Annotated in this window: 11 protein-coding genes and 2 tRNA genes; 7 read left to right on the top strand and 6 right to left on the bottom strand. The window is 37.4% G+C overall.

The genetic code is table 11. The features are described from left to right. Window positions 1–169: 169 nt before the first annotated feature. Entirely contained in the window at window positions 170–1,135 is a 966-nt protein-coding gene (locus A6E06_RS12670) for a trypsin-like serine protease (protein ID WP_065593371.1), read from the top strand. Window positions 1,136–1,208: 73 nt separating this feature from the next. On the opposite strand, the gene A6E06_RS12665 is transcribed toward A6E06_RS12670, so the two are convergent. Beyond that, window positions 1,209–2,336, bottom strand: coding sequence for a fatty acid desaturase (locus A6E06_RS12665; protein WP_065593372.1), 1,128 nt, complete (start codon window positions 2,334–2,336; stop codon window positions 1,209–1,211). A gap of 320 nt (window positions 2,337–2,656) precedes the next feature. On the opposite strand from A6E06_RS12665, the gene A6E06_RS12660 reads away from it, so the two are divergent. After that, window positions 2,657–2,893, top strand: coding sequence for a DUF3389 domain-containing protein (locus tag A6E06_RS12660; protein ID WP_065593373.1), 237 nt, complete (start codon window positions 2,657–2,659; stop codon window positions 2,891–2,893). A 130-nt stretch (window positions 2,894–3,023) separates the two neighbouring features. Here the strand turns inward: A6E06_RS12660 and A6E06_RS12655 are convergent. From A6E06_RS12655 to A6E06_RS12640, 4 genes are all read right to left on the bottom strand, one after another. Further along, window positions 3,024–3,100 (bottom strand) — tRNA-Asp (locus A6E06_RS12655). 38 nt (window positions 3,101–3,138) lie between these two features. After that, window positions 3,139–3,229: transfer RNA gene (locus tag A6E06_RS12650), tRNA-Ser, on the bottom strand. Between the two features lie 82 nt (window positions 3,230–3,311). Next, entirely contained in the window at window positions 3,312–3,809 is a 498-nt protein-coding gene (locus tag A6E06_RS12645; protein ID WP_065593374.1) for a RimK/LysX family protein, read from the bottom strand. A 196-nt stretch (window positions 3,810–4,005) separates the two neighbouring features. Then, window positions 4,006–4,950 (bottom strand): TerC/Alx family metal homeostasis membrane protein, encoded by a 945-nt coding sequence (locus A6E06_RS12640; protein WP_065593375.1) that lies wholly within the window; start codon window positions 4,948–4,950, stop codon window positions 4,006–4,008. A 389-nt stretch (window positions 4,951–5,339) separates the two neighbouring features. On the opposite strand from A6E06_RS12640, the gene A6E06_RS12635 reads away from it, so the two are divergent. Then, window positions 5,340–6,503, top strand: coding sequence for a tetratricopeptide repeat protein (locus A6E06_RS12635; protein ID WP_065593376.1), 1,164 nt, complete (start codon window positions 5,340–5,342; stop codon window positions 6,501–6,503). 94 nt (window positions 6,504–6,597) lie between these two features. Here the strand turns inward: A6E06_RS12635 and A6E06_RS12630 are convergent, their stop codons facing one another. Further along, window positions 6,598–7,482: an endonuclease/exonuclease/phosphatase family protein gene (locus A6E06_RS12630; protein WP_255312087.1), complete on the bottom strand. Its 885-nt coding sequence runs from the start codon at window positions 7,480–7,482 to the stop codon at window positions 6,598–6,600. A 239-nt stretch (window positions 7,483–7,721) separates the two neighbouring features. Here A6E06_RS12630 and nrdD point away from each other — a divergent pair, with 239 nt between their 5' ends. The 4 genes from nrdD to A6E06_RS12610 all read left to right on the top strand — a co-directional run bounded on the left by nrdD (window position 7,722) and on the right by A6E06_RS12610 (window position 12,303). Continuing rightward, on the top strand, window positions 7,722–9,842 hold the full coding sequence (nrdD, locus tag A6E06_RS12625; protein ID WP_065593378.1) for an anaerobic ribonucleoside-triphosphate reductase: 2,121 nt from the start codon (window positions 7,722–7,724) through the stop codon (window positions 9,840–9,842). Next, on the top strand, window positions 9,842–10,312 hold the full coding sequence (gene nrdG, locus A6E06_RS12620) for an anaerobic ribonucleoside-triphosphate reductase-activating protein (RefSeq protein WP_065593379.1): 471 nt from the start codon (window positions 9,842–9,844) through the stop codon (window positions 10,310–10,312). The genes nrdD and nrdG overlap by 1 nt, the downstream gene beginning before the upstream one ends. Before the next feature lie 90 nt (window positions 10,313–10,402). Next, window positions 10,403–11,590: an amino acid aminotransferase gene (locus tag A6E06_RS12615; RefSeq protein WP_065593380.1), complete on the top strand. Its 1,188-nt coding sequence runs from the start codon at window positions 10,403–10,405 to the stop codon at window positions 11,588–11,590. A gap of 68 nt (window positions 11,591–11,658) precedes the next feature. Further along, window positions 11,659–12,303, top strand: a complete 645-nt coding sequence (locus tag A6E06_RS12610) for an ATP-dependent zinc protease (protein WP_065593381.1) — start codon at window positions 11,659–11,661, stop codon at window positions 12,301–12,303. The last annotated feature ends 44 nt before the right edge of the window (window positions 12,304–12,347 follow it).

Here is a 12,347-nt window from a genome sequence, read left to right as displayed (position 1 = left end):
TTGTACTTTAAATAGTGCAATAAAGTGTCTGATTCATGTAAGGAGTTGAAATACGTTAACTGCAACGTAAAGTATTACTGAATATAATAAAGAAACAAATATAAACTAAAATTAAAACAACATATTGGTATATTATTAACATATATTATCTGTGTATCAAGGAATAAAGATGAAGACAGTTCTTGGGGTGTTGTTACCATTATCATTGTTTTCTTCTGCTCTACAAGCAGAGGAAGTTAATATTGCACCATATATTGTTGGAGGGGATCCTGTAAATGTTGCGGGTTATCCTTTTATGGCATCGCTTATGTTTGAATATGAGAGTCAACCAGGAAGCGTTTATCCATTTTGTGGCGGTTCAATATTAGATAGCACTCATATTTTAACCGCAGCCCACTGTGTTTATGATGTCGCTTCTTACCGTATTGGAAATATGAAAGTAGCAATAGAAGCGAATGATGGCCAAGGCATGTTGGCAGCACAAAGAGTATCAGTAAAAAATATTTATTATCCGAATAATTACAATGATTTAACGTTACTTAATGACGTAGCAGTACTTGAGCTATCTCAGCCTTTATCGACATATACACCATCACATGCTGCCATATTAGGTGATTTGACAGTTGAAGGGCAGGGATATAGAGCTGCTCCAGTGAAAAACTTTAATATTATTGGTTATGGTCGATTAAGTTCAAGTACAGCAAATAGCCAAGTCGATTTTATGCAAGCAACGGTTGAATACGTTGCTCCTAATGTATGCGATATATGGACTAATTTTACCACATCAAATAAACAGGTTTGTACAACGGGTAGTTCTTTTGATAGCAGTCATTTAGTGACTGCAACATGCCAAGGTGATTCTGGCGGTCCGTTGGTTTGGGATAACAACGGTGTAAAAACACAAATAGGTATTGTAAGTTTTGGTCCTGGTGTTTGTGGTGATGGTTCTCTGGTTGCACAGTCAGTTTTTACCGATGTCAGTCAATATGCAGATTGGATACGTAAAGCGCAGAATGGTGAAATAGCAGCAACAAGAACTGCGACAGATTTAAGTGATAGTTCTGGTGGTTCTTTGGGTTTTGGTAGCTTCTTTTCATTGGTTTTGTTTAGTTTATATCGTCGTAAGTTTTCTTGATTTTTGTATTCACATCAATAGAGAAAAAGGACAGCTCATTATGGGCTGTCCTTTTTATTTACGTTAAAAAAAATTAAACATATTGTAAAACAAGACTGTTCCATGCTCTTTTTTGTTGTTCAAACTGCAATTTAATTTGCTTATGTTGAACACTAAGTACTGCCAATTCATATTGTTTTGATAGTGCATTTTTTTTGTTTTCAATAAGCTGTTTTTTTGAATCATAGTATTCAGACATACGCTCAATTAAAACATCGTATTCTGCTTCTAAGTGTTCTTTTATGGCTTGATAATTTTGTAGTGTTGCAATTTTATCTTCGGCTTTTTTTCTCAACATTAGAGCTTTGGCTTTTTCAATTTTATCTTGTGGGCTAACTCGTAATTTATTAGTTAATCCTAACCATGAGCAGCTTTTAATTAGCCATTTTGTTGGATCGTATTGCCACCAATAAATACCATTGCGGTAATCGTTTTCAAAAATATGATGGTAATTATGGTAGCCCTCACCAAAAGTTAATATGGCAAGAATACCGTTATCGCGTGCTGTGTTTTTTTCGGTATAAGGTTGAGAACCCCAAATATGTGCTAACGAGTTAATAAAGAAAGTGGTGTGATGGCTTAAGGTTAAACGAACAGCACCAATCATTAAAAACATACCGATTATATCACCATAGATAACACCTAATAATAAAGGTATGCCAAAGTTCATTAGTAGAGCAAGAAGAACGTAATACTTATGCTGCCACATTACAATCTTGTCTTTTTGAAGATCTCGACAATTTGCATAATCATTATAAGCGGCAGGTTGGTAATGACGTAGCATCCAACCAATATGAGAAAACCAAAATCCACGTTTAGCAGAGTAAGGGTCTTTATCATTATTATCTACATGACGATGGTGAATTCGGTGATCAGAAGACCAATGAAGGGCGCTATTTTGAAGTGCAAACGCGCCACCTAAGGCAAAGATAAATCGTAAGGCTGGGTGTGCATTATAGGTTTTATGTGACCATAAGCGATGATAACCAGCGGTAATTGAAAGATTACAAAAGCTAAAAGCCAATAGAAGCCATATCCAATGTTCGCCATCTAAGCCATGATAGTAGGCATAAATAGGAGTAGCGACAAAAGCAAGCAACAAACTTGATGTAAAAACAAATACATTTAACCAAATAATTGGTGGTTTCGATCCCTTGTTCATAATTAACGTTCCATCTAGGCGTACAGTTGTGCGCTAGAATAATTTGTGTGATTCTTTTAGTCAAGAAGAGTAAGGGAAGAATATGTAACAAATGTGATGAGGTAATCTCAATTTTATTCATGATTCATTGCTTAAACAAATAAATAAGATCGAGGTAGTTATACCAACCCCAGTTATTATCTTGTTTATTCTTACTTGTAAGTTACTTTTTGACGTCATAAATATATTGTCGAGTTAATGGAATAGGTATGGTATTACTTTGAAGTGAAGGTAAAGAGGGTATAATTTGAAGCTATCAAACAGTGTAGAAGAAAATTAGAATGAAAATTACTTTTTCAGAAGGCGATATCATTGCAACTCAGCATGAGATTGTTGTTCGCTTAAAAAATAATTCGAGAACCACAATGCAGGCAGAAATTGATGCGCTAACTTTAATTGGTGGGGCAAATGTGATTAGTGCTGTTGGCAGTGGTATGAAATGGTCGCTGAAATTAGATGATGAGATCCAATTAAAGCAACTATCTCAAGAAATAGGCATAGCTATCGAATTTTATTGATATATATGGGTAGTAATCAGGTAGAGCAATTCGGTGTCTGCCTTGTTGTTTTGCTTGATACTGCTTGTTGAGATTTCATATTCGACAGATACAAAAAAGCCTCGTCATTTCTGACAAGGCTTCGTTGTATTGGCGGAGTGGACGGGACTCGAACCCGCGACCCCCGGCGTGACAGGCCGGTATTCTAACCAACTGAACTACCACTCCAATTTTTAAAACTCAGACTCTATCTGAATTTTGAAAAGTGGTGGAGGGATAGGGATTTGAACCCTAGAACCGCTATTAACGGTTGCCGGTTTTCAAGACCGGTGCTTTCGACCACTCAGCCATCCCTCCAGTGCGGTGAATAATAGTCAGCTTTGATTTTTATGTAAAGCATTTTTTTAAAATAAATCGTTAAGCGTTTAAAAAATAAACGTTATTCTACATTTTTTTCAACATCGACTAAGTAATCACCTTCTAACCAGTTGCGTCCGATTAATAATTTGTAATCTAGCTTACTTCTATCTCGAAGGTTTACGGCAATTTTCTTTTCTTTTCCATCGAACTGTAAATGCATTCTTACTGCATAACGACGTTCAACACCTTGAGCATTGCGAATTTTACTGACTTTTATAATACGACCAGTGTGTTTAGAGGCGATGTTTTCTTCGTTATAAGTCGTAAATGTAACGGTATCTCCTAAATGATCTCGCATATCATTACTTTCATCGTCCTGCCCAAGGATCTCAATATTCGTTGCATGGATAGAGGTTGTAGCTGCGCCTGTATCAATACGAGCTTTGTAGTTTGTATCAAGCTCTTTGATATGAATCGTTTCTATTTGCCCAACAATGGTTTTGTTTGAACAACGTTCACTAGCAAAGCTCGGTGCCGCGAGTAATAAAAAGCAGAGAGAGATAATGAGTTTTTTCATGATAACCTTTAATAATTAAATACAATAATAAAGCATAGACGCTTTAATGCTCTGTGAGTTCATTTATATGTAAAAGGTAGGACAAATTTATGCAAACACCTAATATCAATCTAAATAGATAATTGAAGATGTATTACTCATTTAGATTGAAATGATAGAAAATGGCGATGCTCAAATTAGCATCGCCGTTGCGGTGTTAAGCCTTCAAAGAGCGATTTTTAATAACCGATCCAATAATAGCTAATGAAATAATACCAATAATAGTTAGTAGTGAAATTACTGTTGGGACTTCATATGCAGTACCTACCAAGAACATTTTAATACCGATGAAACTTAGTATAAATGCCAATGCTGGTTGTAAGTAACAGAACTTATCTAACATACCTTGAAGAACAAAATACAAAGAACGTAAGCCTAATAGTGCAAATACGTTAGCTGCAAATACCAAGAATGGTTCTTGAGTGATGGCAAATATTGCAGGAATTGAATCTAGCGCAAACATAATGTCGGTAAACATAATCACAATAACAACCAACAATAGTGGGGTTGCGATTCTTTTACCGTTTATTTTTGTAAGTAATTTGTGGCCATCGTATTTGTCATCAAATGGAATGTATTTCTTTGCAAATACGACCAATTTTGATGATGAAAAATCACTGGTCTTTTCGGTATTGGCAAACCATAATTTCACACCGGTAATGATTAAGAACACAGCGAAGATATATAAAATCCAATGGTATTCAGCGAGCAACCCAGCCCCGACAAAAATCATCACAGCACGTAATGCAAGAGCACCAATAATACCCCATAACAAAATACGAGGACGGCTTGATTCAGGAACCGCAAATTGACTGAAAATTAAAGCAAAAACAAATAAGTTATCTACGCTTAGCATTTTTTCGAGTAAATACCCGGTAATGAAAGCGATGCTGGCATCTTTAGGCGAATAGCTGCTGTTTGGTGCCATTAATGGCCAATAAACATAAATAGCAGCACAAAAAATAAAGGCAAGAACAAACCAGAAAAAAGACCAAAGTAATGCTTTTTTCAAGCTTGGTGCTTCTTTTCTTGTTTGAAACATATCTAGAGCGAATAGAGCGAGAACAACGAAACCAAAAAGTTCCCAAGTTAACGGTGACATAATAATTCCTTACAAGTAGGTGAAAGGAATCCCGCTAAAATGAGTGAGTAAACCTTCCACCATAAACAATAAAATTAACGTTATGGTGTTTGGTCTTGTCAAAGTGATTGGCATTCATTTGCCCACTTACAGATACCGGAAGCCTAAGCTTCGGGATGACGATATCTGAACAAAGTTAAGTATTAAACTTTGTGACTACTCCCCAAGATCTGGATAGTAATCCTCATTTTTGATTTTTACAAACAAAAACTACTTGAATGGAAGTAATTTATAAATCAAAGGCATCAGGCATGAATATTTTCAGCATAAGTCACAAAGTTTTCTCTCGAGTTTTTACCTTTTGTGTCGATAATATAGGAGATGTCAAAAAATAGAATAAATGGTGTAACATGAATTGGATTCAAATTGCTGTTGGTGGATTAATTACTTTACTTGTATTGGTGAGTGTGAATTTCTTCTTTGTAAATCAAAAACAAAATAAAAAAGAGAAGCAAAGGGAGATGAAAGCAAGCTCTTATCGTAGAGCATTAGCGGATGCTCGTGCTGCTGAACATCAAGAGCGAGTATATAAAGCACAAACAGGTCATATTTCAACTCAACTTTTTTTAGCGAAAGAAGCTGAAATGAATAACTTTGATGAAGCGTTACATTGGTATGAAATGGCTGCAAAGTTAGATAATAATATAGCAATGCGTTCGGTTATTCGTTTATGTGATAGCCGTCGTGAAAATTCAGGTCTAAAAGAAAAATCTGTATTTTGGAGTAAAGTTGTTGCAGCTCAAGATGGCGGAGCTGAAGAGAAATTAATACTGGGTATTGCCTTTTTACAAGGTAATGGCGTAGACGTTAACATGGAAAAAGGGATTAATTTAATCTCTGAAGCTGCAGAATTAGATTATATACCAGCGCAATTATTCATTGCTGATTGGTATATAGCAGAATCCAATCCCCAACCTAATGCACGATTAGCCGCAGAATGGAATTTACGAGCAGCAATGCTTGATAATGTTGAAGCTCAAATCCGTATTGGTAAACAATATGCAGAGGGGCGAGGTGTTCAAGTTGATCCTAAAAAAGCCACGTATTGGTTAGAGCTTGCGGCAGAATCAGGTGATGCTAAAGCTCAGTATTTTGCTGGCGAAATGGGAGCAGGTACGAGCGAGAAGGGCAACTCTATTGCTTATATTTGGTTATGGTTAGCAGCAAAAAATGGTATTGAAGCTGCCGTGTCACGACGAGATCATGTTGGCCATCTAGTGGGGGTTGATACTGTTATTGGCTTACAGGGCATGGCCAAACCACTTTATGAAAAGATGGCGAGAAGTAAATTAAAAAAACACACCATTATTAAATCACTGGATAAACTATACCAACGTGAAAGCTATTTCCCTGAGAATAACGAATTTGTTGTAGGTGAAGAGATCGCAAGTAAATCGAATGATGATGCTAAAGAACTTAGCTCGGTGAAAGAACAACTAAATGTAGATAAAGCAGAAAAGAAAGAAAGTATTAACTTTAGTCAAACTAAAATGGATGGCGCTGCAAAATTCTAACCTATGGATAGTATGTTTAGCGTATAGATGTAAGGAGCACTTCATGGTGCTCCTTTTTTATATCTAGAATAAAGTCAATTGGCTTTAAGCGGTTTTAATTATATTCAAAAAGAATAGGACAATGGTCTGTCAGTTGGTATTTTTTAACGTCAGCTTGTTCAAACGATTGTTGAGTGACATTGAAATGGCTTTCAGACATGTTGGTAACTCCATGGTCAATTAAGCGAGTAAAAGTAGTGTACTTTGGCCAGCCTCGTTTCCATTGCTTGACGGTACAGCTTGCCTTTGTTTGCTCTGTCAGTAGAAAAGGCGTTTCTTCTGTTTGCTTATCAATATTTTTCCACAACCAACTTCTTCGGTGAGCAAGAGTATGATTAAAATCACCTAATATTAAATAAGAGTCGTTATTTATTTCTCGTAAATTAATCCAGTCAGTTAGCTCTTTGGTTTGTTGATCTAACGTTGAACATGCGTAATTCTTTTTCTTTTGTCCCATACAGCCTGATTTTAAATGTATTGAAAGAAGATGGACTGGCTGCTTATCAATAATAGCAATGACATAAGTGGCGTAGCGTAATTTACTGCTTTTTTTCTTGGGTAAAAGAGAGATGTCTCTAGGATCTGTAACTGAAATTGACTCATGAATAGCGAAACCAGTGTATTGGTTTATGTCATTAAACTGCTTTTTTGGGTGTGATGAACGATCGGATAAGTAAATTTTATACTCATTACCAACTACTTTTTTTATAGCCTCTACAGAATCCACTTCTTGAAAAGCTAAAATCTGACTATTAGATTGTACAAAATATTTATTTAGTTGTTCAAAATCCTGTTCATGCCTTTCGGAGGAAGAAAATTCTTTAACAGGATTGAGCGTCAACCATTCCATGTTCCATGTTGATAATGTGATCGCGTTACTAGTAAATGAACTAAAAATGAGTATGCAAAAGCTAAGTAAGTGAGTAATTCGTTGATTCATAAGTCCTCCTGAAATGGCAAGCAGTTTAATCAAAATCTTACTGCATAGCACATAAAAAAATGTTTCATTTTATAGATTGCATAAAATTTGAGAACAATCTTAAAGCAGTGGTGAAACTAGAATCACCCTCAGATTTATGTTGATCTAGATCAAGGTATTTTATTCGTAGATCGAGCTTAATACACCACATCTTGTGTTAGCGAGTCTAATGCATCCACTATTTAGTATTTGGAGCCACTGTGAACATAACTGTAATCAAACGAGATGGAAGTCGTGCTGCCTATAAGAATTCTCGTATTATTGACGCTGTAAAAGGTGCATCAGAGCAGGTTACGCCTGAAATTGATAGTTATGCACAATTAGTGGCTCACGCTGTAGAGATTGCACTACAGGGACAAAAAGAAGTAGCGATTCGTCAGATCCAAGATTTAGTTGAAAACGAATTAATGCAAGGTCCGCACAAAGTGTTAGCGCGTGCTTATATTGAGTATCGCCATGACCGTGACATTGCTCGTGAAAAAATCAGTGTGCTAAATAAAGAAATTAGCGGCCTGATTGAACAAAGCAATGCTGAATTACTGAATGAAAATGCCAATAAAGACGGCAAAGTTATCCCAACGCAGCGTGATTTACTGGCGGGTATTGTGGCTAAGCACTATGCGACACGTCATATTTTACCGCGTGATATCGTTCAAGCGCATGAGCGTGGAGAGATCCATTACCACGATTTAGATTACGCACCGTTCTTCCCAATGTTCAACTGTATGCTGATTGACTTAAAAGGCATGTTAACAGGTGGCTTTAAAATGGGTAATGCGGAAATTGATACGCCAAAGTCGATTGCAACAGCAACCGCAGTAACGGCTCAAATCATTGCTCAAGTAGCAAGCCATATCTATGGCGGAACGACGATTAACCGTATTGATGAAATTCTTGCACCTTATGTAACGGTTAGTTACGAAAAAGCGAAGAAACTGGCTGAGAAATGGAACATTGCGGATACTGAAGCGTTTGCTCAAGCTCAAACAGAAAAAGAATGTTATGACGCATTCCAATCTCTTGAGTATGAAGTCAATACACTGCACACAGCAAACGGGCAAACGCCTTTTGTTACGTTTGGTTTTGGTTTAGGTACAAGTTGGGAATCAAAATTAATTCAGCGTTCAATTTTATCGAATCGTATTGCAGGTTTAGGTAAAAACCGTAAAACAGCGGTATTCCCTAAATTAGTCTTCGCTATTCGTGATGGCTTGAATCATAAAAAATCAGATCCACATTACGACATTAAAGAGCTTGCACTTGAATGTGCAACAAAGCGTATGTACCCAGATATCCTTAACTACGATAAAGTGGTTGAAGTGACGGGTTCATTTAAAACCCCAATGGGTTGTCGCAGCTTCTTAGACGTTTATGAAGAAAATGGCGAACAAATTCATGATGGCCGTAATAACATTGGTGTTATCAGCTTAAACCTTCCTCGCGTTGCGATTGAAGCGAAAGGTGATGTAGCAGCATTCTACAAATTGCTTGATGAGCGTCTACTTCTTTGTCGTCGCGCATTAGAAACGCGTATTTCTCGTCTTGAAGGTGTGAAGGCTCGTGTTGCTCCTATCCTTTATATGGAAGGGGCGTGTGGTGTTCGTCTGAAACCAGATGATGACATCATTAATATCTTTAAAAATGGCCGTGCTTCTGTATCACTGGGTTACATTGGTGTGCATGAAACGATTGAAGCATTATTTGGTAATGATGATCACTTATATGACAATGCTGAACTTCAAGCAAAAGCATTAGAAATCATTCAATACCTAAAAGATGCGGTAGAAGTGTGGACAAAAGAAACAGGCTTTGGCTTTAGTCTTTATGGCACGCCAAGTGAAAACTTATGCTCACGTTTCTGTAAATTAGATAACACACAATTTGGTGTTATTAATAAAGTGACAGATAAAGGCTACTACACTAATAGTTTCCATTTAGACGTTCAAAAAACAGTAAATCCGTACGATAAGATTGATTTTGAAATGCCATACCCTGAGATTTCAAGCGGTGGTTTTATTTGTTATGGTGAATTCCCTAACATGCAACGCAATATTGAAGCGTTAGAAAACGTATGGGATTACAGCTACAGCCGTGTGCCTTATTACGGAACAAACACACCCATTGATGAATGCTACGAATGTGGTTTTACGGGTGAATTTGAATGTACAAGTAAAGGTTTTACGTGTCCTAAATGTGGCAATCATGACTCAACCAAAGTGTCAGTAACACGTCGAGTATGTGGTTATTTAGGCAGCCCTGATGCACGTCCATTTAACTTCGGTAAGCAAGAAGAAGTTCAACGTCGAGTGAAACATTTATAATGAATTATCACGTATATCATTCAATTGATGTGATTAACGGACCGGGTACGCGCTGTACCCTGTTTGTTTCTGGTTGTGAGCATAACTGTAAAGGGTGCTATAACAAGTCCACATTAAATCCAAACTCAGGTCATGTATTTTGTCAGCAATTGGAAGATAAGATCATTGCCGATTTGAATGATACGCGTATTCATCGTCGAGGGTTGTCGCTGTCAGGTGGCGATCCTCTTCATCCAGCCAATTGTGAGGCTGTGCTTAAGTTAGTTAAGCGCGTTAAGTCTGAATGTGAGAATAAAGACATTTGGATGTGGACAGGTTATACGTTAAGCGAGCTTAACCCAACGCAGCAAGAGATTGTGAATTTGGTTGATACGTTAATCGATGGCCGATTTGAACAAGAGAAAGCGGATCCATCATTAGATTGGCGTGGAAGCAGTAATCAAATTATTCATTATTTTAATGAGTTGTAAAATTAGAGTAAAAAATTAAGTAATAAACCGTGATATTTTCCTATCTGAATGGTAATTTAAATGTATTACAGATCATAAGGATATGAAAATATGCTGCAAAATATAGCGACTCCTGCTAAAGATCCCATTCTTTCTCTCTCTATTGAATACCGTGCTGATGATCGCGACAACAAAGTCGATCTCGGCATTGGTGTTTATCGTAACGACCAAGGTCATACTCCAATCATGAAAGCGGTGAGTGATTCAGCGAAAGCTATCGCTGCTGAGCAAACCACAAAAGCGTACGTTGGCCTTGCTGGTTGTGAAGTCTTTAACCAAAGCATGGTTGATCTGTTATTACGTGATACGTCTGCTTATGAGCGTGTTTCTGCCATTCAAACGCCTGGTGCCAGTGGCGCATTGCGTATGATTGCCGATTTGATTAAATCAACAGAACCAGGCGCCACAGTTTGGATAAGTAACCCAAGTTACATTAATCATCAACCGGTAATGGAAGCGGCAGGCTTAAAGGTTAAGCATTACTCTTATTTTAATCCTGTAACGAAACACGTTGATAGTGAAGCGATGATGGCTGATTTAGCCAAGGCTGGACCTAAAGACATCATCTTGCTGCACGGTTGTTGTCATAACCCAACAGGGGCGGATATTCGTCTGTCTGATTGGATAGCAATTACTGAATTGGCGTTGAAAAACGGCTTTATTCCTTTTGTTGATATTGCCTACCAAGGTTTTGGTGATGGCTTAGAATCTGATGCTGCAGGGTTACGCTTTATGGCGGATCGTGTGCCTCAAATGTTTATTGCAACTTCATGTTCTAAAAACTTTGGCTTGTACCGTGAACGCACTGGTGCAGCAATGGTTATTGCTGCCAATATTGAGATTGCGATGAACGCTAAAGCGAAATTATTACAAATGGCACGAGCGACTTACACCATGCCACCTGATCACGGTGCGGCAATTGTAGGGCGTATTTTAAATGATGAAGCATTAACGCTATCATGGCGAACTGAGCTAGATACGATGCAAAAGCGTTTACTAGGTTTACGAACGAATCTTTGCGCTGCATTACGAGATGAAACGCAATCAACTCAGTTTGATTTTATTGAACAACACAAAGGTATGTTCTCTGTCATTGGCTTCAATAACGAGCAAATGTTGGCATTAAAATCTGACTATGGAATTTATGCAGTAGGGGACGGTCGTATTAATATTGCGGGAATGCAAGAGCAGCATATTGATTATATTGCTAAATCTTTTGCCTCTGTTGCAAATAAGTAACAGATTTTTTTGAGATTTATTACTATAATAGAATTAACGATTACAGATAAGACAGTAAAGGAAAACGCATGAAGATAACAAAAGAATGGTCAACGTTACTTTTACCTATTTTGCTTGCTGGTTGTATGTCAACCACCGCAACAACGCCAACGGACACCGCAACAACGGATAAACCGGCTGTTGAGCAACCAGTAACTCCGGAAACAAAGCCGGAAGTAAAACCAGAGCAAAAGCCACAAGTTGATCCTAAACCACCTGTAGCTAAAAATCTAAAAACTGCAGATGGTAAGTTGATTTTAGGCGAAGAAGAGTGGATGTACATCAAAGCGATTAACCATAACTCGAAAGCTCGAATTGATACAGGGGCTACAACCTCGTCAATTTCAGCGGTTGATATTGAAATGTTTGAGCGTGATGGAAAAGATTGGGTTAAATTTAAACTTGCTCATGGTGATAGTGAGACAAAAGAGTTTGAATCACCAGTGGCTCGTATCGTAACTATTCGTCAATCAAGTACAGAGAAACGTACTGATCGTCCAGTAATCGAAGCATGGGTACAAATTGGTGATTTAAAAACCAAAACTGAATTTACTCTTAATGATCGCACACACATGACATACCCAGTATTACTTGGGCGAACTTTTTTCCGTGATGTGGCAGTTGTGGACGTAAGTAAAAAGTACATTCAACCAAAAGTGAAATTAGCAAAATAACGTAAATAAATTATTTTGAAATAAAAAATGCCCAAATATCATAT

The organism is Aliivibrio sp. 1S175 (assembly GCF_001690985.1).
Lineage (GTDB): Bacteria > Pseudomonadota > Gammaproteobacteria > Enterobacterales > Vibrionaceae > Aliivibrio.
The sequence above is the reverse complement of the archived record's forward strand: the minus strand, read 5'-3'. Positions and strand labels throughout refer to the sequence as shown.